At 48.1% G+C, this 22,214-nt stretch carries 19 protein-coding genes; 10 read left to right on the top strand and 9 right to left on the bottom strand.

What is annotated here, in order from left to right:
• On the bottom strand, positions 1–494 hold a 494-nt coding region (locus COW20_10790; protein PIW48014.1), incomplete at its 3' end, for an iron-sulfur cluster assembly accessory protein.
• 148 nt (positions 495–642) lie between these two features.
• Between COW20_10790 and COW20_10785 the strand changes: the two genes are divergently transcribed.
• From COW20_10785 to COW20_10775, 3 genes are all read left to right on the top strand, one after another.
• A complete protein-coding gene (locus COW20_10785) occupies positions 643–1,131 on the top strand; it encodes a hypothetical protein (GenBank protein PIW48013.1) in 489 nt (162 codons plus the stop codon).
• A 72-nt stretch (positions 1,132–1,203) separates the two neighbouring features.
• Positions 1,204–2,670, top strand: a complete 1,467-nt coding sequence (locus tag COW20_10780; protein ID PIW48012.1) for a hypothetical protein — start codon at positions 1,204–1,206, stop codon at positions 2,668–2,670.
• Positions 2,655–2,990 carry a hypothetical protein gene (locus COW20_10775; GenBank protein PIW48011.1) on the top strand — a complete coding sequence of 112 codons (336 nt, stop codon included), beginning with the start codon at positions 2,655–2,657 and terminating at the stop codon, positions 2,988–2,990. The genes COW20_10780 and COW20_10775 overlap by 16 nt, the downstream gene beginning before the upstream one ends.
• Here the strand turns inward: COW20_10775 and COW20_10770 are convergent.
• Complete coding sequence (locus COW20_10770) at positions 2,923–4,143, bottom strand: amidohydrolase (protein ID PIW48010.1); 1,221 nt, start codon at positions 4,141–4,143, stop codon at positions 2,923–2,925. The two genes, COW20_10775 and COW20_10770, sit on opposite strands and share 68 nt — an antisense overlap.
• 71 nt (positions 4,144–4,214) lie before the next feature.
• Between COW20_10770 and COW20_10765 the strand changes: the two genes are divergently transcribed.
• The 3 genes from COW20_10765 (at position 4,215) to COW20_10755 (ending at position 7,878) form a co-directional block, all read left to right on the top strand.
• A complete protein-coding gene (locus COW20_10765; protein ID PIW48009.1) occupies positions 4,215–5,219 on the top strand; it encodes a hypothetical protein in 1,005 nt (334 codons plus the stop codon).
• Between the two features lie 96 nt (positions 5,220–5,315).
• Positions 5,316–6,452, top strand: a complete 1,137-nt coding sequence (locus tag COW20_10760; protein PIW48008.1) for an ADP-forming succinate--CoA ligase subunit beta — start codon at positions 5,316–5,318, stop codon at positions 6,450–6,452.
• A 115-nt stretch (positions 6,453–6,567) separates the two neighbouring features.
• Positions 6,568–7,878 (top strand): hypothetical protein, encoded by a 1,311-nt coding sequence (locus COW20_10755; protein ID PIW48007.1) that lies wholly within the window; start codon positions 6,568–6,570, stop codon positions 7,876–7,878.
• Between the two features lie 53 nt (positions 7,879–7,931).
• Here COW20_10755 and COW20_10750 read toward each other — a convergent pair whose 3' ends face one another.
• On the bottom strand, positions 7,932–8,414 hold the full coding sequence (locus tag COW20_10750; protein PIW48006.1) for a hypothetical protein: 483 nt from the start codon (positions 8,412–8,414) through the stop codon (positions 7,932–7,934).
• Positions 8,415–8,527: 113 nt separating this feature from the next.
• Between COW20_10750 and COW20_10745 the strand changes: the two genes are divergently transcribed.
• Positions 8,528–9,364 (top strand): hypothetical protein, encoded by an 837-nt coding sequence (locus COW20_10745; GenBank protein PIW48005.1) that lies wholly within the window; start codon positions 8,528–8,530, stop codon positions 9,362–9,364.
• 97 nt (positions 9,365–9,461) lie between these two features.
• Here the strand turns inward: COW20_10745 and COW20_10740 are convergent, their stop codons facing one another.
• On the bottom strand, positions 9,462–10,784 hold the full coding sequence (locus tag COW20_10740) for an aminopeptidase (protein PIW48004.1): 1,323 nt from the start codon (positions 10,782–10,784) through the stop codon (positions 9,462–9,464).
• A 389-nt stretch (positions 10,785–11,173) separates the two neighbouring features.
• Between COW20_10740 and COW20_10735 the strand changes: the two genes are divergently transcribed.
• Together COW20_10735 and COW20_10730 are read left to right on the top strand one after the other, a co-directional pair.
• Entirely contained in the window at positions 11,174–11,524 is a 351-nt protein-coding gene (locus tag COW20_10735) for a hypothetical protein (protein ID PIW48003.1), read from the top strand.
• Between the two features lie 34 nt (positions 11,525–11,558).
• On the top strand, positions 11,559–13,088 hold the full coding sequence (locus tag COW20_10730; protein ID PIW48002.1) for a hypothetical protein: 1,530 nt from the start codon (positions 11,559–11,561) through the stop codon (positions 13,086–13,088).
• Positions 13,089–13,190: 102 nt separating this feature from the next.
• On the opposite strand, the gene COW20_10725 is transcribed toward COW20_10730, so the two are convergent.
• From COW20_10725 to COW20_10705, 5 genes are all read right to left on the bottom strand, one after another.
• The gene (locus COW20_10725) at positions 13,191–14,873 is read right to left on the bottom strand and encodes a hypothetical protein (GenBank protein PIW48001.1); all 1,683 of its coding nucleotides are present in this window, start codon (positions 14,871–14,873) and stop codon (positions 13,191–13,193) included.
• Entirely contained in the window at positions 14,870–16,783 is a 1,914-nt protein-coding gene (locus COW20_10720) for a hypothetical protein (protein PIW48000.1), read from the bottom strand. Before COW20_10720 ends, COW20_10725 begins: the two co-directional genes overlap by 4 nt.
• Entirely contained in the window at positions 16,783–17,541 is a 759-nt protein-coding gene (locus tag COW20_10715; GenBank protein ID PIW47999.1) for a hypothetical protein, read from the bottom strand. The genes COW20_10720 and COW20_10715 overlap by 1 nt, the downstream gene beginning before the upstream one ends.
• Positions 17,541–18,356, bottom strand: a complete 816-nt coding sequence (locus COW20_10710) for a hypothetical protein (protein ID PIW47998.1) — start codon at positions 18,354–18,356, stop codon at positions 17,541–17,543. Before COW20_10710 ends, COW20_10715 begins: the two co-directional genes overlap by 1 nt.
• Before the next feature lie 180 nt (positions 18,357–18,536).
• On the bottom strand, positions 18,537–21,197 hold the full coding sequence (locus COW20_10705) for a valine--tRNA ligase (GenBank protein ID PIW47997.1): 2,661 nt from the start codon (positions 21,195–21,197) through the stop codon (positions 18,537–18,539).
• A gap of 145 nt (positions 21,198–21,342) precedes the next feature.
• Here COW20_10705 and COW20_10700 point away from each other — a divergent pair, with 145 nt between their 5' ends.
• A complete protein-coding gene (locus COW20_10700) occupies positions 21,343–21,918 on the top strand; it encodes a DUF1768 domain-containing protein (GenBank protein ID PIW47996.1) in 576 nt (191 codons plus the stop codon).
• The last annotated feature ends 296 nt before the right edge of the window (positions 21,919–22,214 follow it).

Here is a 22,214-nt window from a genome sequence, read left to right as displayed (position 1 = left end):
CGAATCACCTGATCGACCCCCTGCTTCAAGGTTACATTGGCCATGCCACAGCCTTGGCAACCGCCGCCAAAATGCACAAAGGCTTTCCCCTCTTTGACCTCCAGCAACTCCAACTGCCCGCCATGCATGGCCAAAGAAGGATTCACCTGAGAATCGATCAATTCCTGAACTTTTTGCTCAAGCGGGTTTGACCATTCAGGTTGATTGGGATTGTCAACCTTAAACCCCCCGCCATACATATCGTCTACAAATTCAATCCGAGAGCCATCAATATTCAAAGCCGTTTTGGGATCAAACAGAATCCGCAGATCCCCCACTTTGAATTCCTGATCGCCCTCTTTTTCATGACCGGGTTCAACCAGCGATAAGGCATGTTGAAAGCCATTGGCTCCTCTGCCTGTGATGCGAATTCTCAAAGCGCTTTGCGTTTTGTTTTCAGAAGTGAGCATCGCTGATATTTTTTCTTTTGCAGTGTCTTCAATTATAATGTGCATGATTTTTTAAACCACTTTATACCTCAAGATTTAAGTCTATTATATCAAGTCGGACAGTTTATTCGGGATTGCTTCCCGCAGGAAATTCTTGCCTAAGGATGGGGTCTGAGCTAGGATAGTCCTAACTCCATCTGAAATGAGGCGCCCGATGATCAAATTCCTGCTGATAACCCTGACAATCATTCAACTCGGTTTGGTTTTACCCACCCAGGCAGCGGAGCTGCCCAGCAATAGCCCCCAAATCATTGAGCATTTGGGTTATTTGGGCTATAAAAGCAGCAAAGAAACCAGCAGTTCAGACAACCCGTATATTGCCGTCTCCCATGAAAAAGAGTGGAATTTTATTGTTTTGAAATCTGGAGGCGGGGTCTCTTTGATCATGGGCTTTGATATCAAACCTGAAAGCCTGAAAAAACGGGACGAACTCTTAAATCTGATCAACGATATCAACAGTACCAGTGTTTGGTTGCCCCAGGTCTATATTTACAAAAGCAGCAATGGCACAGAATCGTTTAAATTCCAGGCCTGGATGCCAGATACCTACGACAAAGAGAGTTTTGCAAGTTTTATGCAACGCTGGCAAGAAGACACCAATGCAGCTGCACAGCGCTTGAAAGAACATCTCTCTTTTGAATAAGTTTCGCGCTTGATCCGGGTCAAGGACAGGCCATCCTGATCTCTCCTATGATGAGATCAGGATGGCTTCAACATGGAAAAATTACGTGTTTCCTGCCTGAGTGAAAACATTGCACCGCTTGTAGAGTTTTGTTGCTTTTGGGCCCAAGGACATGGACTGAGCGCAAAAGAAGCAGAACGCTGGTCTTTGGCCTTGGATGAATTACTCACCAATATTGTGCTCTTTGGTTTTCAGGAATCCGATTCTCCAGAAGATTTGGAAATTCAGTTTCAAGTGCATCCCACGGCCCTTGAGATCATCATTCTTGAAAAAGGAGAACCCTTTGAACCCAAATTTCACCCCTACCACCCTGAAGCTGTCATTCAGAATCACCATTTCGAAGGTTCCGGTTTACATCTGATTCAGGCCTTCAGCGATGATTTTCACTTCTTCAACAAGGGGCGTTCCGGCAAAGAATTCAGGTTGCTGAAAAATCTCAGCCCCCATGTATTTAAGAGTCAACCGCTTCTCCCTGAATCTCAAGTGCAAGACCTGCTGAGCAGCGAATCCCTGATACGACAGGTCTTGCCTTCAGATGCAGAAAGTATTTCTCGCCTGATTTTCAGAACCTATGGCCACACCTACCCCAAAGAAGAACTATATTATCCGCAAAAAATTGCACAGGCCTTGCGTCAGAAGCAAAAGTTTGGCGTACTCTGCCAGCAACCCAATGGGCTGGCCATCGGCTATTTCGCCGTCTTAAAAATGAAAGATTCAGCCATCGGCGAAGTCGCTGAAGCTGTCGTTTCTACTGCCTACCGTGGCCAAGGGCTGATGACGCGCATGATGCAGGAACTCTTGGAATTGTCTAAATCCAAAGGCTTAAAGGGTGTTTTTGCAGAGGCCATCACCATGCATACGGCCAGCCAGCGGGTCAATTCAAGATTTAAATTTGTCTCCACAGCCCTGCTCCTGAATGCCTTTCCGGGTGTTCAATCAAAAGGATTTAATGGGGTTCAGAAAGAACGCCTGTCTGTTTTGATCGAATATTTTCCCTTTGAAATCCCCTCCCTGCGAAAAGTCTATTTACCCAAACATTTTCGCAAGATACTGCTCGAAATCTATCATCAATTGGGCTTTATTCTACAAGAGGAAAAAGTTCCGGCCTCGCTCGAAAGCTGTTTGGCAAGTGAAACGCAATTTGAAGCTGTATTGGGGTATAAATTTCAAAATGCCCTGCTGGTATTGACCCAGTGTGGAGCAGATTTAAAATCCTGCCTGAAAAAACAAGTCGAGTATTTACTTCAGAAAGGATTTCTCACACTTCAGATTGATTTGCCTCTCGAAGCTCCCTGGACCCCTTGGGCCACCCAGGAACTTCAAGGCTTGGGCTTTTTTTTTGCAGGGCTCTTTCCGCTGGCCCACGCAGAATCTGATTATCTGCGCCTACAGAAATGCCATTGCCAGCCGCCCTTAAAGCAAATTCATCTCTACTCTGATCTGGCACTCAAAATTCGAAAAAAGGTGGCTTTAGAATTCAAAAAATGGAACTGCAACTGAATGGTTTTGAAATCCTGATTCAGGTGCCAGGAGATTTAAATCTTCACGCCATCCAAGAGCTTGAGCATCTTCTCGAAGTTCAAGCCCAACGCCCCCACAAAATCACCCTGGATTTGCGAAAAGCAAAACGGGTCAATACCGTTGGTTTGCGTTTTCTCGACGAATGTTTAAGACAGGGCATGCAGGTCAAGCTACTCCATGCGCCGCCACTTTTGCGTGAAATGCTGCAGACGCTTCAATTGGAAACCTATTTCAGTCCGCTGCTGGGGCTTGAGCCAACCACTGAAGAGCAAGCGCAGCCATCGCAGCAGCCCCAATAGGCAGAGCCCCTTCATCCAGATTAAAATAGGCACTGTGGAGAGGTGCCGTGATCCCCTTTTCTTGATTGCGAACGCCTAAGCGAAAGAAGGTTCCAGGAACACCTTTCAGATATTCGCCAAAATCCTCCCCCCCCATGCTGGGTTCAGGCAAAACCCTAACAGCTGAATCGCCCAATAGCGTTCGCAGGGTGCTTAAACAAAATTCAGTGGCCTCAGGGTGGTTGTGAACCGGGGCCGTTCCTTTTTGATAAGTCATTTCAAAACGCCCCCCATAGGCTTCACATAGTCCCCAGAGCGTTTTCTCAATTAAATGGGGAATCTGTGCTTGCAACTCAGGGTCAAGGGTTCTGACGGTTCCCCCCAAAACCACCCGATCGGGAATTACATTGTCGGCCTTGCCACCCTCTACCCGCCCAATGGTCAACACTGCCGGATGCAAGGGGTCAATTCTGCGACTGACAATATGGTGCAAAGAGCTGATCACTTCCGCCGCTAGTAAAACAGTGTCAATGCCCTGATGCGGCCGGGAAGCGTGGGTGCCCTTGCCATGTAATTGAATCTCAAAGATATCCGCTGAGGCCATCATCGGGCCAGGACGGGTCGCCACCTCACCGACAGGCAGATCGGGATAGACATGGAGGCCAAAAATCGCAGCAACCGCAGGAGAATCCAATACACCGGCCTGAACCAGATGGGCAGCGCCAGCCTGATCCATGACTTCTTCAGCAGGTTGAAAGATCAAACGAACCACCCCATGCAAATGCTGACGATTTTGCATCAGGAGTTGGGCTGCCCCCAACAAAACAGTGGTATGTGCGTCATGTCCACAGGCATGCATTACCCCTGTATTCTGAGAAGCAAAATCGAACTCGTTTTTTTCTAGGATGGGCAGGGCATCCATATCCGCGCGCAAGGCTACTGTCGGTCCGGCATGTGCCCCCCGAATTTCAGCAATCACAGCGGCAGTCCCGGCAAAATGTGTTTGCAGGCCCTCTACCCCCATTTCTTCGAGCTTTCCGGCAACAAACGCGGCGGTTCCGTTTTCATCACCACTCAATTCAGGGTATTGATGTAAAAAACGCCGCCATTGGCTTAATTCAGTTTGTAATGAAAGCGCATCTTGAAGGAGTTCTGCATACACTTCAGGGGTCATAGTTGGCCTCTCAGATCAGGATAGAGTATTCTAGCAGGACAGCCATCTTTGAGAAAATCTGGAGGTGCAGAATGAAGCGCAAAATTTTAATCTTGGGAGGCACCCAATTTGTGGGTCGCCTCTTATCTGAAAGGCTGCAAGCCAGAGAAGATCTCGAAATAACTCTCTTTAACAGGGGAAAAACGCACCCTGAACTCTTTCCCAGATTTAATAAAATTCAGGCTGAGCGAAATGAGCTTCCCATCCACCCTCTGTGTCAGCAGGCCTGGGATATAATCCTCGATTTTTCAGGGTATTATCCCCAAAATCTGAGTAACTTTCTTCAGGCCCTGAAGTATCAGCCCACACGCTATATTTTTATCTCAAGCATCTCCGTTTATGATTTGGAATCATTTAAGGCAGGCCACCCCATTCAGGCCCAAGACCCCACACTCAGCTGTTCACCTGAAGAAGAAACAGATACCCAACTGCAAAGCTATGGAAAACGCAAGGCGGCCTGTGAGAGGGTCTTACTCAACACACCGAACCTCCATTCTCTGATTTTCAGACCGGGTTTGATTTATGGCCCCTATGATCCAACAGATCGCGCCTATTACTGGCTTTGGAGAATTCAGCAGGGGCGAAAAATCCTAGTGCCTGATACGCTTGAAATTCGCCAGCACTGGACCTTTGCCCCCGATTTTGCTTCGCTCTTGGAAGAAGCGCTGGAACCCAAGTTATTTCAGGAAAAGATTTATCTGCCCTTGACACATGAGCCGCTGTCCTTTGCCGAGATGCTCAGCCAGATGTCTGCAAAACCCAATCAAACTTCAAACTGGGTCAAAATCAGTGAGGCCGAGATGCAAAAATATGCGCTGAATTATTGGCAGGATCTGCCTTTAACCCTGCCCTTTGAAAGAACCTTTGAGCGCCAAGCCTTGCTGCGGGATTTTAAAACCGAGTTTCATTCCTTTCATTCCTCTTTTCAGCTCAGCTCGAGCTATTATGACGCTCTGAACTGGCCCCAGCCCCGTACGGGGCTGTCGCCTGAAAGAGAAAATGAAATCATTGCAGAACTGCATACAGAATCTAAATAAGGGCCTCAACCCCGCTGACGAACGCCCCCTCTGTTTCCAAAAATATGCTACATTGAGTGCGATCTTCAAGACAGCAAAGGTGGTTCGTTTTCTAACATGAAACTGCATGAATTTCAGGCCAAAGAAGTATTTGCAAAACATGGCCTGCGTATCCCTCACGGTATCCCGGCTTTTTCAGTTGAAGAAGTCAAGACTGCCGTCGCGAAACTGAGCGAAGCCAATCCCAATCTGCAAAAAGTCGTACTGAAATCCCAAGTACATGTGGGTGGCCGCGGCAAAGCAGGCGGAATCAAAGTCGTCAATCTGAGTGAGGCTGAATCAGTGGCCGATAAACTTTTCGGCATGGACATCAAAGGCTTGCCCGTGCGTAAGCTCCTGGTGGAAGAAGCCATCAATATCGCCAAGGAATACTATGTCGGTCTGACCTTGGATCGTACAGAACGTAAAACCATTCTGATGGCCAGCTCCATGGGCGGAGTTGATATTGAAGAAGTGGCAGTCACCCACCCTGAAGCGATTGTGAAAGTCTGGATTGACCCCAATATCGGTCTGACAGACTATCAAATCAAACAGGTCGTTTTTGGTGCCGAGCTGCCTGCAGAAGCAGCCAATTTCATCAAAGTGCTCTATCAAATCTATACCCAACACGATTGCTCTATCGCTGAAATCAATCCCTTGATTAAAACCGCTGAGGGAGAAGTCATTGCTGGGGATGCGAAAATTGATATTGACGACAATGCTCTTTTCCGCCATGCCGATCTGACGCCCTATCAAGATCCCGCCGAAGTGGATCCCAATGAATTGGATGCCAAGAAAGCCGGTTTGACCTATATTGAATTGGATGGCAATATTGGCTGTGTTGTGAACGGTGCAGGCTTGGCCATGGCGACCATGGATGCCGTTAAATATGCTGGCGGGCAACCCGCCAACTTCCTGGATATTGGCGGCTCATCCAACCCTGACAAAGTCACTGCAGCCATGCAGATTTTGAAACGTAAAAACGTAAAAGGGATTCTCTTCAATATTTTTGGCGGCATTACCCGCTGCGATGACGTTGCCAAAGGTATCATCACGGCTCTCGACAATATGGGGGGATTGGATATTCCGATCGTCATCCGTCTGACGGGGACCAACGAAGAATTGGCCCGTGAAATGTTGACAGATAAAGGCTTTAAGGTTGGCTCCTCCATGGGCGACGCCGTCAAAGAAATTATCGAGTTAACAAAAGGTTAATTTTTTTATAAGATTTTTAGCAAGACTCCAAAAGTAAGTTCCGATAATTGCTTTTGGAGTCTGCTTTTTTCAGGCCCTCCACACTATAAGACAAAATCAAAACCCAGGAGATTTCATGAACTCACGTGTACTGCTGACGATACTTGCCACAACCACCCTGATTACCGCATGTAGCCCACAACTCCTCCCGCTTGGCAGCAGCCAAACACCCCAACGCGCAACCCTCAACAGCATGAGTGCTGCCACAGGAAATGCTGAACAGATTGTACCCGGTAAAGTACTGGTCAAATTCCGTCCAGGCCGTGCACAAATCGGGGCCCAACAAATCGGCCTGCAAAGAATCCGCAGTGTGGGTTCACAAAACAGTGGCCTGGAAGTCATGGCTGTTCAGGCCAATCAAAATCCCGAAAAAGTGGCTGCGGATCTGCAAAAAAATCCAGCCATTGAATATGCCGAACCCATCTTTACGGTTCCTTTTCCCAAGGTACTGAAAGCCTCTGATGATCTTCCCACCGATGATGCAGCCTTTCCGAATGACCCACTTTTTCCCAAACAGTATTCCCACCAGGTAGCCAAATCGCAGGGCGGTTGGGCCGTCAACCTGGGCAATTCAAAAGTGATTCTGGGCATTGTTGATTCAGGCGTAGACATAACCCATCCTGATTTAAAAGCAAAGATTATCGGCACTTATAACTCTGCTGATAACAATCCTGAATCTGTTGACTATGTCGGCCATGGTACCCACGTAGCAGGTATTGCTGCTGCTTTGACCAATAACAAAATCGGGGTAGCGGGTGTTGCACCAGAATGCAGTATTCTGGCTGTAAAAGTTGCCCCTGGCAACAGCTCTTCTCCCACCACAGAAGGAATCGCCAATGGCGTGCTCTATGCCGTTGAACATGGAGCGCAGGTCATCAACCTCTCTCTGGGTTCACGCCGTGAATCTAAGGCCATTACAGACGCTGTTAAACAGGCCATGGCGCGCAATGTGGTCGTCGTCGTTGCCATGGGCAATGATGCTGGCAATATCAAAAGCTGGCCCGCAGCAGTTCCCGGTGTGATTGCCGTCGGTTCAACCGATATCAAAGATGCCCGTTCCCGTTTTTCGAACTACGGCGACTGGATCTCTGTAGGCGCACCCGGTTCAGATATTCTTTCAACCTTCCCCTTTAATAACAATTTGATTGGTCAAAAAGAATATGGTGCAATCAGCGGCACCTCCATGGCCGCTCCCTTTGTAACAGGTTTGGCGGGTTTGATTCGCAGCAAATATCCTGGGCTGCCTGCCGCTGAAGTCAAACGGGCAATTGAATCCTCTGCCGATGATTTGGGCGCAAAGGGATTTGATCCAGAATTTGGATTTGGTCGTGTCAATGTCAGCAAAGCACTTGCCAGAGCGGGTGAATTGGCAGTGACTCGCCGTTAAGCTCATCTTTTCATAAAAAAAGGCTCCTGAGGGAGCCTTTTTTTATTTGCGCTTTAATGATCGACGCCCGCGATTTTCCAAACACCATTCTCCATGCGTTTCAGAATCAAAAATCCAACATCGGCATCCCCTTCGATTTCAAGCTCGGCTAAAACGATATAGTGGGAATCAAAGCCATTTTTCACCAGTCTTTGATAGGCCTGGGTTTTAAACAGACGCAAATCTTCAAGCGTATAGAAACGCATGGCTAAAATTTTGATTTCCAAAGGTTTTTCGTTTTCAAACTCATCCTGGAACTCAGATTCCAAGGCCTCTTGGGTTTTATAGACTTCTCCCTCTGCGGTAAAGGGCACAGTGGCATAGGCCAGGGCTTCTTTTAAATGAAGCTGAGAAAACTCTTGAATAAAAGATTTGGCAACAGCATAGGCTGCTGCTTTCTCAGCATGATCGTCTTCAAGGGCGATGGTTTTCTGTAGACATCCCGATTGAGTGGCGAGAATCAAGCAGACCGCCAAGCCCGAAATCCATTTTTTCATACCCGATGCTCCTGTTTTTTTTCTCATCTTAACAGATATGGGCGCGAAAACTTACATCAAATTCAGGGCGACTGACACTGTGTTAAGCTGAAGAAAAAGCAAATCAGGACAAGATGTTCAATATCGGTGTTGTGATTACGACCTCAGAAGGCCGTGAAGAAAACTTGCGTTATTGTTTAAGCGCATTAAGTGCACAAAAAATCTTGCCCCTGGAAGTAGTGGTGGTCGATGATGGTTCTCAAAGGGGAGAAGAGACCCTCAAAGGGCTGAAGTTCCCCTTCCCACTCCACTACCTTTGGCGCCCCAATGACTGCTGTCTCTCGCTTTCACGCAATCTGGGAGCCCATCAACTCCAAACAGAAACACTGGTGGTGATAGATTCTGACATTCTTTTGAATCCTGAAGCGCTTGAAGCCTACGCACTGTTTTTGGAGATGAAGCCCCATTGGATCCTCTACGGTTATTTTGGCTATGAGCCCACGCTTTTCTCACCCTCCAACTTCTATCCTGAGCGGGAAATTCAGTGGTGTGATAAACGCTATGTCGATTACCGCCAGGACACGATCATTCCCGCCCCCAATATGTTGAAGTATCCCCATGAATGGGCCTGGGGCGGCAATTTTGCCCTGAGCCGCAAACTCTATCAACGACTCAAAGGGTTTGATGAACGCATCAAAGGCTGGGGCGGAGAAGATTTAGACTTTGCAAGCCGGGCGATTGGGCAGGGCTGTGAAGTGCATTTTTTATTGGATGCCTGGGCTGAGCACCAACCCCATCCCACCAACCAAAGGTTTCACACCCTTTCTGAGAGAGGGCACGTCTATACCAGCCATTACACCCTGTCGCCCTATCCCGTGCGCATTCTTTCCACCCCCTATGGCTTGAAACAGCTCTTGGATAAGGTGCACCACTATTATCTGCCCCAAACCCGGGTGCAAACCCCAAACTGAGCTGTATTTTTGGATGACCTGGCGCAGGCAGAATGCTTGTAGATTAGCTTACAGGCAAAAAAAAAGTCCTGGCTAACCAGGACTGAAGGTTTGAAATTTAAAACATCGGGTGCCAGATCGGCAAAATCACGGGTTCCTGTTCCAAAATCTGGAGTTCTTTTTCACTCAGATATTTTTTAGGCACAATCAATTGATAGACATTGTCATCAAACCACTCGTCTGACATCACAAAATAGCCCTTTTTGCCCACATCTGCGCCCCAACTGTTTTCAACCTTCCATTTGACGGAACGGCCTTCTGAATCCAAATCAACGCCCACAATCAGCATACAATGGGTCATGCTGGTTTCACACATTTCCAAACGCTGGGGTTTATCTATTCCAAAATGCGTCTGAAAGAGCAAATCATAATTGTAAATGCCCTTCAAAAGCAACCCTTCTTTGCGCAGACTGTCTTTGCCCACATCGCAGGAAAAGAGCACGGGCTCATGGTTTTTCAATTTCTTTAAGGCATAGGCTTTGAAATCATCAAAGGGAAGATTCAAAGCCAGATGTTTTTGGCCCCCGACCATCTTGCGGGTATGGGCGACGGAATAGACCTGTTCATAGGGTGTATCCTGCATCGGAGAACTCCAGAGACAGACATACTCGTCTAAATCCATGTTGACGTATTTTTCAAAAAACTGATGGGGGGTGATATTGGTTTCACGAAAAAACGCTTTGTCTTCATTCTTATAGCTCCAATTGAAGCTTTCAGGAGGCGTGCCAAAACAAACCACCATGATGCGATAGAGTTCTTCAATAAATTTTTTACGTTCGGCTTGAATTTCTTCAAGGCTGGAACCTTGATTTGCCATTTTCCTGATTTCTGCAGCATATTGTCTCAGTTTACTGGCAATCACCTGGTTATGAATCGTTGAATCTTTGGAGTAGGCGGCATGCTGCATCACTGAAGCAGGGACCATGCCATATTTTTTAACAAGATTGACAAACATATACCAATCTCCCCCATCGGGCAGAGGCTGATCTAAAAAATGGCGAAGCTCGCGGTCATCATAGGGCCGCTCCTTAAACTCAATCATTTTTTCGAGAAAATAATTGGCCTTTTCAAATTTGTCCCAAAACATCAGATAGGGCCCTGAATACTCAAAACTCTTCACGTTGATTTTTTTCTGGGTAAAATAACGCAAAAGATTCATGGCAGCAAAAATCCAGCAGACTCCCACCTTTTGTTGAGCGGTGGCTTCAGGGGCTACATCCAGTTCATCTGAAAAAGAAAAGTCGATACTCTTGATCAGATCGCGATTGACAGCCAGTTCATTGAGTTCAACGCGTCCCATGGCATTCATCACCAGACGATTCAAGTCATTCTCATGAATGCGGCCATTAAATTCCTTTATCATCTCAAGCTCAATTTTCATCGTGAATTCCTTCTCTGAAATTATTTGAAAGCAGCAAAAACATGTTTACCAAGGTCTCACCCAAACCCATTTCCCATCAATCCAAGGGCGGGCAGGCAAAATTCTGAGGCACCGGATCAAAGCATGAAGCCCCTGAATTTTACGTATTTTAAACCATTCACGGATTGCTGTCATAGGATTCAGATTAGAAAATCAAAGCAGTTTATTCGCCTTAGATAAACTTTAATCAGACGGATGAATTTAAGTCGAAGTGATCAAAAAGTGCAAAAATGAAACAAAAATAGCCCTTGACATAAGATTAAGTAAAAGTTAAGATAGTGTTAATAAAGGTTAATTACACAAGTTAATTGTTCACGCCAAAGTGAACCCTTGCAGGAGATATTTAACCCATGAAATCACTCACCACACTTTTCACCGCAGCGCTTTTGATTTCAGGCCTGACTGCCTGTCAGAGCCAAGTTTCCCCCATCGCCCTGGCTCCCGCCGCCTATATGCAAGCTCAGGCCTCTGCCCGCGTGATTTACCATGTGGTTCCCGATTCAAAAGCAGGCCTCTGGCATATCAAACTGCAACGCAACCCCCAACCTGTTGCCAGTTTTAAAACCAAAGAAGCAGCCGTTGCTGCAGGCCGGGTTCTGGGCCGTTCCCATGAATTGGGTCAGCTGATTGTACACAAGGCCAATGGTCAAATTGAAACTGAATATACCTACGGAAAAGATCCTGCCAGTTCAGTAGGCTAAAATAAGCTCTTTTAAAAAAGGCTGCATCACAAGAATGCAGCCTTTTTTGATTGGAATCTCCAGACAGGGGGAAGAGAAAAAGAAATCCCATGAGAATTTGTTGACAAATTGTAAACAAATGGCTGATACTGATCATATCACCTTTTGGAGCATTCTCATGAAAAAACTCTCTGCGCTCATTCTCTCAGCCAGCTTTGGATTGCTGGTTTTACCTACCACCGCTTGCAACCCCTCCCTGATTTTGAATCCCTCCGTAATCTCTCAAACAGCCACGAAATATGCTTTGCCTTTAAAGCTCACGCAAACCGGGGAATGCGATTTGCCCAGCCAAACAGTCTTTGAGGTAGGAACCGATGGCAACTTTCGCTATCTGCTGGAAGAAACTCCGGGTACAAGTGCGGCCCCTGCAGCCTACAAAACACGCAAGCTCTCTGAGGACGAAAAATCAAGCCTGCTCAAATTGCTCTCTCAGTTAGATCTTGTAAAACAAGATCTCGCTTCAAAGGCCATCCCCGACAATGCCCCCCAAACAGAGGAGTGCAGAACCGTAGAGCAAGTCGTAATGCAAGTCAACGGCCAAACCCGCAGTTTTGACCGCAATGGACGAAAATTCACACACAGCAACGAATACCTTGCGGCCTTCGAAAAACTGCAAAAATATCTGAAAGATCTCAGACAGGAATCTTCCCCCCAAGCTTCTCCAAGCCCAATTTCACAAGGGGAGAACAAAGACCGTTTGCCTTTAAAACTCGAGGCCCAGGGTGAATGCGAAATGGGAACCCAATTGCGCTATGAGGTCAGCCGCGACGGACGCTTCAGTTATCTTCCCGATGCTGAATCCGCTGGCGGAAACAGCAACCAGGTTCAAGTCAGACATCTCTCAAACCAGGATTTGCTGGCCCTCAACGATCTGCTTCAATCCTTGAATCTGAGTCAGCTCAGAGCCTCCTCAGTGCCTGTTCCCGAAGATGCCCCCCAAACCATGGAATGCCGGACGATTCAGAACTTAAGTCTGAATGTTTCAGGCCAGACCCAGGTTTTTGATCGCAATGGGCGTAAATTCAGTCATTCACAAGCTTATCTCAAAGCCTTTGATCAGTTAATCGATCATTTGAATACACTCCAGAAAAAATACGCCTATTTGGGCCGGGAAACCTACGCCCTGCCCCTCAGAGTGCTGGTGGAGGGGGAATGTGGATTGGAATCCTATCCCCGCTTTGCCCTCAGCGCAGATGGCCATTTCAGTTGGGCCATCGAAAATGCCCAAACCCTGGTTGCGGGCCCTCCGCCCCAGGCTTCAAAACAGTTAAGCCCGGCAGAAATCGCGTCAGTGACCGCCTTTATCAATCAAAAGGATTTGCTCAAATTGGCTTTGGAATCTGAGCCCATTCCCCCGGATGCTCCCCAGACAAAAGAGTGCCGCAGCATTGAAAAAATCGAGTTGAGCATTGATGGGCAAACGCATACCCTCGAAGGAAAAGGCAGCAGAAACTATCATCACAGTGAAGTTTTTTTAACTGCCTTGAAGGAACTTTCTGAGCTTTTATCGCGTCTGAGCAAATAAGTCAAAAGAAAAACTGAAAAGGAGCGTTGCTATGAACGGATGGGAATTCGTACTCGTTGTTATGATTCTTGGCGTGATGCTCCTTCCGGAATTTCACTGAAATTATTCTAACGCGAGATCCAAAACCTCAAGCGCCTCGATTTCTGAATCGGGGCGCTTTTTCCAGCCCCGAACACGCACCTGCTGATTGAGCAGGGGATGCGGCCAGCCGGCCTGCAAATTGGAAAGGGTGGGCATGAGTTTGAGCGTTTCAAGCGGGGTCACCAGGATCTTTTCACCCTGGCTGTTTTGACTGAGTTTGCCCGAAAAAGTTTGGGCCTGGCTTTGACTGAGGTTCTTGCCCTCGGCCTGGAGACAGGCCTGAAGTGCAAGGTCGACCTGTACAAAGGGTACCGTTGCCCCTGCCCTGCTCAACATCAGGGCGGCATCGAGGGGTTTGCCGGTTTTCAGCAGAAGATCTTTGAGCTGCACAGGGGTTTGCAGAGGGCAACGGGATTTGAGCAAAGCCAGAACACCCGCCATAAAGGGAGCAGAAGCTGAAGTGCCATACATTTGATTGGGAATGACGGCCAAGGGGTCAGAATTGGCAATATCCAAGGCGGTCGAAGGGGCCCAAATCAAACCTTCTCCATAATTTGAACCCCGCGAATTATAACCCGTCAGAATATTGGGATTAAACCAAACGGCAGGGGTTTTGCCCTCTTTGAATTCGACGCCCCCCACCCCCATCAACTGTTGAAATTCAGGCTGTTTGCTTAAACTGATCGGAAACCACTCACGGGGCCCGCCTTGAATGGGCTCACCGTAATTATGCGCGGGAACAATCAGCGGCAAATTCGGTGAATGTTTCAAGACCTCTGCAATGGCTTCCTTGAGCGGGAGATACTCTTCATATTCTTTCAGGTTTTCCCAACCGGGATACATCGGAAAGGCATAATTCATGCCAATCAAATCGGGTTTTTCCGCTGCTGCTGCCAGCAAAGCCTTCGCAACTTCCCAGACCGACCCGGCGACAAAGGGCATGACCTCTGCATTGGGAGCCACCCCCACGGTCGGAATGCCATTGTCCCGCTCAGCGAAGCCTACAAGCAGCGAAGCCAGGCCATGATCCCCATTGGGTTTTTCAATATTTGCAGGCTCAACGGCTCGCCATGCCAGGGTTTGGTTATTGTATCTTCCCACGCGCATCCGTCGCTCAATTTCTGGGTGGTTGCGCTTGAAACCCAAGTCAATCCAGGCCACGCTGACACCTGTTCCAATACTGTAAAGCCAAGCCCGCTCCACCCCTGTTTCTCTTCTCCACCAGCCTTCATCGGCTGAACCCAGGCCTGAACTCAAATCATTGAAGGCCAAACTGCCTGGCAATTCAGCCTCTTGGTTGACCTGGATCTGGGCAGGTGCATAGCCCGTGTTTCGCCGGATATCTTCTGCCAAAACCCAGGTTTTCCATTGCGCTTCCGGCAGAATCTGCTTGAGCGCGCGCAAGTCTGAATGATTCCAGCTTTCGGCTAAATCATCGGCGAGCGAACCGGGCAGTGAAGCCTGTGAAAAGCCCAGCAAAACCCATTCTTTTGTGCCAATTTGCAGACGATCGAGTACCTTGGCTTTTAAGCGTCGGGTCAGGATTTCAAGCGAGCGCGCATCGGGTGCAGCAATCATCAATTGCTGCGCTTTTAAGCTTGGATAGATCCGTTTCTCCTGCTCAAGCGAACTGCCATTGAGAGACAGGTTCTGACAGGAGAAAAGGCTCAATAAAGCCGCGAAAGTAAGCAAGCGCCTTTTCATGGTTCTATCCAGCGAATGCGATTATTGGCAGTATCTGCGATAAACAGAGCACCCTGGGGGCCCAGGGCCAGCGCTTTGGGTTGACTAAAACGGGCCTGTTCGCCCAAGGCATCTGCAAATCCAGCACCAAAATTTAAATATCTGCCTTTTCCAGCGATCACTTCAAATTTTCCCGGTGCTTTCCATTTGCCTATCCGATGATTCCAACTGTCGGCAATATAGACTTCGCCCGCTGGGGAGACCACAATCCCTTCGGGCACATACAAGCCTTTTTCAAGCACCTCTTGGGCAGAATAGGGTTTCTGGCCGGGCTGAATGCCCCCCAAAACGGTACTGACCTCTCCCTGTAGCGTTACGCGTCTTATGGCATGGTTCCAGGCATCTGCAACCAGCAAATAGCCCTCTGGGTGCCAGGCCAAACCTGAAGGATGGTTAAATTGCGCCTGCTGGCCTCTGCCATCACGCAAACCCGCCGTTCCATCCCCTGCCAAGGTGCTGACTTCTCCCGCAGGAGAAATTTTTCGCAGGGTATGATTGCCCTGTTCGATTACGTAGACACTCTGGTCAGGGCCCACGGCGATGCCAAAGGGCAGATAAAACTGAGCCTCTTTGCCCAAGCCATCTTTCAAGCCCGCCTGGCCTGAACCCGCCAAAACAGAGAGCTTGCCCTCCGGGCTGATTTTATGAATCCGGTGACGCCCAGAACCTGAAATATACAGGCTGTGGTCACTTCCCATGGCCAAACCGGCAGGCAAAACCAGCGGTTCACCCTGGGTATCTTTGGGCTCAAACCAGGGCAGTGCTTCTCCCTTCAGGGAGATCTTGAGCAGACGGTGATGGAGATAATCTGAAACAATCAGGTTTTGGCTGCGCTCATCAAAGACCAGCCCATGGGGCAAACTTAAATCCTGATCATCTTTGCGCTCGCCAAAACCCTGGGTTCCGTTGCGCGCAAAAGTACTGACTTTCCAGTCTTTGGCCTGAGCTTTCTCAATTTTACAAATTCGTTGATTGCGGGTGTCTGCCAAATAAATTTCACCCCCAGAGCCGAGAGCCAGGGCTTCAGGAAAAGAGAAAAGCGCACCAGCCCCTTCTTTGTCACCCGCAGACGGCCCCCCTGCAATCTGTTCAAGCCCTGTGTCTGCCTGCCAATGGAGCAAACGGTGAAAATAGAGATCGGTTAAATAGAAACCCGAGGCCTGATCCGAGATCAGATCTCCCACCCTGCGCAAACTAGAATCCACTCTGCGAGCCAAGGTGCGGGTCGAATCCAAATTCAGTTTCCATATCCCTTCGAGATCTGCATAGAATAACTCACCTGAAGCTGTGTTTGCCAAGGCTCGTGGCAATTGGTTTGGGCCGGTTTGAATCAGCTTTTGATTTTGAGAGGCGTTGAAAAGTTCACCTTTTAAACTGTCCATGACATAGAACTGACCACGGGCATCGAAAAGCAATTCATGGGGGGTGATGTGTTTCAGCGCTTCGGGCCAGGGGTACGTACTGACCTGCCCAGTTGGAGAAATCCGTTTGATTTTTTGATTGCCTGAATCTGCGACCCAAAGCTGGCCTTCTCTGTCGAAGACCAAATCTCTGGGTTTTTTAAAACGCGCAGTCAGTGCGGCTCCGTCACGGTCCCCTTCTTCGCCATCCCCAGCAAAAACCTGAATCACGCCAGTGGGGGTGATTCTGAGAATTCTGTTGTTTTCGAGATCGCTGAGAAAGACCAGGCCCTCTTGAGAAACCGCCAAGCCTCCAGGTCGCCAGGCTTTTTGTGGTTCAACGGCACGTTGAAAGCTCTCTTCAAATTTGAGATGGGCCCCATCGGCAAGGCTGCGAACCCGTCTGCCAGGGAGTTCCTGGGTACAACTGCAAAAAAGCAGACTGAGCAAAACCCAGGTGCGGGAGCGCATTAAGGACGTTTTCGCGCCTGAGCGATGATCCAGGGGCTTTCGCGCGTCACAGGCCCCCGCTGAAAATCACCATACAAAGCTTCGAGAATAAATCCATTCATGGCTAAAATGCGTTCAAGTTCAGGCGGATAGGTAAATCTCAGATTCAAGACCACTTGTTTGCGTTGAATTCTGTCATCTTCGCCCAGAATATCCAAAAGCAAGGTAAACTGCTGAATTTGAACATGTTGATGGTAATGGTAAACATAAGAGGCATCTACCCATTGCCCCGTATCGGCATTGAATTCACGCCCCCGATGATACAAGACATCGGGTTCGTGCTCGTGAAAGCGCACATTGGTGGTTTGCAGGATCAAACGGCCATTGTCTGTGAGATGCTGCCGCATACACTGCAAGGCTTGATCCTGATCCTGGTTGGTGAGCAAATGTTGAAAGGTATTGCAGCCAAACAAGGCAAGATTGAATTTTCGATTGAGATGAAACTCACGCATATCTGCATAACTGAGCGCGATTTTGGCTTGAATTTCAGGGGCTTCTTTCTGAACCTTTTCACGGGCCCGATTGAGCATTTCCTGAGACACATCAAAGCCTGCCGTCTCATAGCCTTCGCGGGCAAAATTCAGCAGAAGTCGCCCGGTACCACATCCCGCATCCAGAACGGGGCCCCCGAATTCTTTCAGGGCCTCCAAATAGAATTCGGCATCATCCATATCATTTTGAAGATCGTACCAGGGGGCATAAATATCATAGGTAAACATCAGAGCAGACTCGTAATCCTTGCACGCAAACGATACATGGCTTCTTGCACCTCATCTTCATTTTTCATCTGGGGGGCAATACGCTCCATGAGCTTATCTGAAACAGACAAAAGTTGGTTAAAGCCAAACTTCTGAAAGCGATCAAAGCCAAGTTCCTGTAAAACCTCTTCGATCATGATATGGCTGTCTTCAATGCCGACAAATTCCATGACAATACTCTCAAGGGAGTCAATCGGCGTCAAAATGACCGTGCTGCGCAAATCTTCTCCCGAGCCCACTTGAAAGGCCTTGTGGGTAATCATCTCTTTTAAAAATTTGAGACTGTCCCATTGGTTATAGGGGCAAATTTCAAAAAAACGGGCAACCGTAAACGAGCGCGGAAGCAATTTGGTGAAATCGGGTAAGCGCCCATCTTGAACCATTTGCAGCGCATTGCTTGAAATGCGCACTCCACTTGTAAGGGTAGGTAAGACTTCGCGCAAATCGGCAAATTCATCCATATAGCGCGCACTTTCCATCAGTACGGCATCCAAAGAGACCTCAATATTGGTAAGCGGAAGCTCATCTCGGGTTAATTCAGTCATCTGAAAATGCCCGCTCGACCACCAGCCAATCAAACGATACATGGCATCGGGCCCAGTCAATCGATTTAAACGGGCATACATGATTCTGCCCATTTCAAAATAAACATAGGCCTCTTGTGCGACTTCCTTGACCTCTACTTTAAACAGACAGTCTTTCTGTTCCAATTTGATAAACTGAAGCAGATTAAAGAGAGATATATAGGCTAAATCGCCTTCCAGCAGTACTGTCATAAATAGCAGTATCCAAGTATCACAATCTTATTACCCATCTGAACTTAATATCTATCTGTACATACAAACTATTTTGTTTAATATTAACTCATATTGTGACATGCACAAAACCTGAAAAGAAGTGCGTTTAACCATCTCGCCCAAAATCCGGTTTTTGCATGGTGTCATACTGAGTTTCATTTAGAGCTGTGAAAGGCGCTCTTGCAGGGTTTGCTGCTGAAACCTGAGGGTACTCAATTGGGTCTCAACTTCCTGAACAACGTCTTCTGGCGCTCTGGATCTAAAATTCGGGTTCTCAAGCCGGGCACTTAAGGCTTTGATATCCTTCTCGTGTTTTTGAATTTCTTTTTGCAGGCGTTCTTTTTCTTTTTCAAGGTCAATCAAACCCGCCAAAGGCAAGATGACCTGAACCCCTTGGCTGACGCCATGGGCAGATTGCGGAATTTCAACCGCTTCAAGCTGAACCTGAATGGATTGAACTTTTCCCATGCGCCCCAGAACCAGTTGATTCTCGCTTAATAATTGGCGGTGGGCTTCAGAATCACTGATCAAAACCACGGTTTCAGCTTCCTTATTGGCAGGCACCCCTACTTCCATGCGCAAATTGCGAATGACGCGAATGGTTTCCATGATCAATCCAATTTTTTCTTCGGCCTCGGCATCCGCAGCGGGCAGAGACTCAGGCTCTATCCATGGGGCATTGATCAAATGGCTGTCCGGTAGATTCGGGCAAATCGGTTTGAGTCCCTCTGTCCAAAGCTCTTCGGTGACAAAGGGCATAAAGGGGTGAAGCATGCGCAAAGAGGCATCCAAACACATCACCAGAATGGCCTGAACCTGTTTGCGATCCTCGTTTTGCAAACGGGGCTTGGCAATTTCGAGGTACCAATCGCAGAATTCGGTCCAGAAAAAACTGTAAAGGTCTTTGGTGGCCTGGGTCAAATAATGGGATTGGAGCGCCTGACTTACCGATTCAGCGGTCTGGCGCAGACGGCTGAGAATCCAGCGGTCGGCCAGTTCCAATTGACTGAAATCCAAGCTGTATTGGGGATCATAGTCTTCAAGATTCATCAAGACAAAGCGGCTGGCATTCCAGATTTTGGTGACAAAATGTTGGCCGTTTTCAAGCTTCTCATCGCTGAAACGCACATCCTGGCCACTCATGGCGGCTTCTGCCAGCCAGAAACGACAGGCATCGGCCCCATATTTGTCTAACATTTGCAGAGGATCCAGGCCTGTGCCTTTGGATTTGCTCATGCGTTTGCCATCTTTGGTCAGAATCGTGGCATGCACCAAAACATCTTTGAAGGGAATTTCCCCTAAAAAGTGAAGCGAGCAAAATATCATGCGGGCAACCCAAAGGTAGAGAATTTCTCTGGCTGTGGAAAGCACTGCGGTGGGGTGAAATTGCTTCAGTTCAGGGGTCTGGTCAGGCCAGCCCAAGGTGGCAAAGGTCCAAAGCGCAGAGCTGAACCAGGTATCCAAGACATCTTCGTCACGGGTCAGGCCTTTTGCTGCCATTTCCTCGGGGCTGGGGTCTTCCATGCCGACATAGGCAATCTGGCCTTCTGCATCGTACCAAACCGGAATCTGATGCCCCCACCACAGCTGGCGTGAAATGCACCAATCGCGAATATTCTCAAGCCATTCCACCGTGATTCTAGACCAGCGATCCGGCGTATAGCGCACCTCTTGATTTTTGATCGCTTCAATCGCGGGAGCTGCCAAAGGCTTCATATTCACCCACCATTGCACCATGGGCAGGGGTTCAATTATCGCCCCACTGCGCTCAGAACGACTGGGCATATAGACATGGGCATCGATTTTTTCTAAAAGCCCCAAGGCTTCAAGATCGGCCACCATCGCCTTGCGTGCCTCTTCACGGGGTAAGCCCTGGTATTTTTCAGGCGCGTTTTCGTTCATTTTGGCATCCTGGCCAATGACCTGTAACAAGGGCAACTGATGGCGCTGACCACAGTCCCAATCATTAAAATCATGGGCGGGGGTGATTTTGACGGCCCCCGAACCAAAATCAAATTCCACCATTTCATCGGCAATGATCGGAATTTTGCGATCGGTCAAGGGCAGATTCACGGTTTGCCCCAGCAAATGGCGATAGCGCTCATCTTTGGGGTGAACGGCAACCGCCATATCGCCCACCAGGGTTTCAGGGCGCGTCGTGGCGACTGTCAGAAATTCTTCAGGATTACTGCTTAAGGGATAACGGATATGAAAGAGCTGGCCGTTTTCTTCTTTTTGTTCAATTTCGAGATCGCTGAGTACGGTCTGGCCGACGGGATCCCAATTCACCAGGCGTTCTCCACGGTAGATCAGGCCCTGTTGATACCATTCCACAAAGACCTTGCGAATCGCACGGGAATAGCCTTCATCCATGGTGAAGCGGGCCCGGTCATAATCGCCAGAAGCGCCGAGACGGCGCATTTGGTTAATAATCTGGTTGCCGTGTTCTTCTTTCCAGGCCCAGACATGTTTGAGAAATTCAGTTCGGCCCAGATCATGGCGGGTTTTGCCCAGTTCTTTCTTGATTTTGCGCTCGACCATGATCTGGGTGGCAATGCCGGCATGGTCGGTGCCCAACATCCAGAGCGTATTGCAGCCCTGCATTCTGCGGGAGCGAATCAAAACATCTTGAAGGGTGGCATTGCAGGCATGGCCCATATGCAGAACGCCGGTGACATTGGGGGGAGGAAAGGCTATCGTATAGGGTTTTTGCTCAGGATTGACCTCGGGGTGAAAATAGCCTTTTTCTTCCCAGATTTTATTCCATTTGGCTTCTACAGAAGAAAAATCAAAGCGGGTGGGGAGATTCATGCTCGTCATGGCTGCCTCATTGGGTGATTGGTTTCAGTTTAAGATCGGCTGTAGTATACCATTTTGAAGGTTTAAACGGGGTCTTGCAAATTTTAAATGTATATATTACAATTAAAACACATGAAGACCGAATAATTGCAAAGGAAATCTGCCGATGCACCCCGCTCAGATCCGTACCCTGGCTGAATTGCTGAAATTCTGTCGTTCAGGCAAAAGCCCAGATTTGCTGTTTTTCTGGGGGCATACCCCAAAACATGCCACTCAGGTAGATAAATCCTGCCTGAGCAATTGGTACCCTGCGGGGTTTGAATCCCAGGGGCATCTTTACCCGACCAGTGAGCATTTTCTGATGGCTCAGAAAGCCTGGATTTTTGGAGACCTCGCCTGTTTTGATCAGATTCGCCATGCCCCTGACCCCGCAAGTGCCAAAAAACTGGGCAGGCAGGTCAAAGGGTTTGATGAAAAAAAATGGCTGCTGCATCGTTGGGATGCCAATCTTGAAGCCAATCTTGAAAAATTCAGACAAAATTTGGCCTTGCAGGAATTTTTACTGCAAACAGGGAATCAGATTTTGGTGGAAGCCAGCCCAGAAGATAAAATCTGGGGCATTGGGCTTTCAGCTCAGGATGAACGCGCCCAAAACCCAGAAAAATGGAAGGGGCTGAACTTGCTCGGCTTTGCCCTGATGGAAGTGCGCAGCCAACTGCTGAGCAGAGAGCCCTTGATTTAAGAATCTTCAAGGCCTGCCTCATTTCTGTTTTAAAAGCCTGTTTTGCAGAGCGGTTCTTTTCTGGAGGGCTTTCGAACAGCTCTGCAACTTTATACTCAATATTTATCAGGTCAGATAATAATACAAAAATACAAAGATTGTTACAGATAAAATATTTCTAGATACAATTTGAGACAATTTTTATATTTTTTTCATATTGTGCAGTAGTTCAGAATGAAAGTTCTTCGCACCTTGAATCACGAGATTCGGGGTGCGATTTAAGTTTTTTGACACAGGAAAGGTCTCCTCATGACGAT

It is taken from the genome of bacterium (Candidatus Blackallbacteria) CG13_big_fil_rev_8_21_14_2_50_49_14 (assembly GCA_002783405.1).
In the GTDB taxonomy this organism is placed as follows: Bacteria; Cyanobacteriota; Sericytochromatia; order UBA7694; family UBA7694.
Note: the sequence above shows the minus strand (reverse complement) of the source record. Positions and strands in the feature narration are given on the sequence as shown.

Bases quoted from the DNA above. Each gene is read 5' to 3' on its own strand.
- COW20_10785 (PIW48013.1), top strand. From the start codon at position 643: ATGATCAAATTCCTGCTGATAACCCTGACAATCATTCAACTCGGTTTG.
- COW20_10780 (PIW48012.1), top strand. From the start codon at position 1,204: ATGGAAAAATTACGTGTTTCCTGCCTGAGTGAAAACATTGCACCGCTT.
- COW20_10775 (PIW48011.1), top strand. From the start codon at position 2,655: ATGGAACTGCAACTGAATGGTTTTGAAATCCTGATTCAGGTGCCAGGA.
- COW20_10770 (PIW48010.1), bottom strand. From the start codon at position 4,143: ATGACCCCTGAAGTGTATGCAGAACTCCTTCAAGATGCGCTTTCATTA.
- COW20_10765 (PIW48009.1), top strand. From the start codon at position 4,215: ATGAAGCGCAAAATTTTAATCTTGGGAGGCACCCAATTTGTGGGTCGC.
- COW20_10760 (PIW48008.1), top strand. From the start codon at position 5,316: ATGAAACTGCATGAATTTCAGGCCAAAGAAGTATTTGCAAAACATGGC.
- COW20_10755 (PIW48007.1), top strand. From the start codon at position 6,568: ATGAACTCACGTGTACTGCTGACGATACTTGCCACAACCACCCTGATT.
- COW20_10750 (PIW48006.1), bottom strand. From the start codon at position 8,414: ATGAAAAAATGGATTTCGGGCTTGGCGGTCTGCTTGATTCTCGCCACT.
- COW20_10745 (PIW48005.1), top strand. From the start codon at position 8,528: ATGTTCAATATCGGTGTTGTGATTACGACCTCAGAAGGCCGTGAAGAA.
- COW20_10740 (PIW48004.1), bottom strand. From the start codon at position 10,784: ATGAAAATTGAGCTTGAGATGATAAAGGAATTTAATGGCCGCATTCAT.
- COW20_10735 (PIW48003.1), top strand. From the start codon at position 11,174: ATGAAATCACTCACCACACTTTTCACCGCAGCGCTTTTGATTTCAGGC.
- COW20_10730 (PIW48002.1), top strand. From the start codon at position 11,559: ATGCAGCCTTTTTTGATTGGAATCTCCAGACAGGGGGAAGAGAAAAAG.
- COW20_10725 (PIW48001.1), bottom strand. From the start codon at position 14,873: ATGAAAAGGCGCTTGCTTACTTTCGCGGCTTTATTGAGCCTTTTCTCC.
- COW20_10720 (PIW48000.1), bottom strand. From the start codon at position 16,783: ATGCGCTCCCGCACCTGGGTTTTGCTCAGTCTGCTTTTTTGCAGTTGT.
- COW20_10715 (PIW47999.1), bottom strand. From the start codon at position 17,541: ATGTTTACCTATGATATTTATGCCCCCTGGTACGATCTTCAAAATGAT.
- COW20_10710 (PIW47998.1), bottom strand. From the start codon at position 18,356: ATGACAGTACTGCTGGAAGGCGATTTAGCCTATATATCTCTCTTTAAT.
- COW20_10705 (PIW47997.1), bottom strand. From the start codon at position 21,197: ATGACGAGCATGAATCTCCCCACCCGCTTTGATTTTTCTTCTGTAGAA.
- COW20_10700 (PIW47996.1), top strand. From the start codon at position 21,343: ATGCACCCCGCTCAGATCCGTACCCTGGCTGAATTGCTGAAATTCTGT.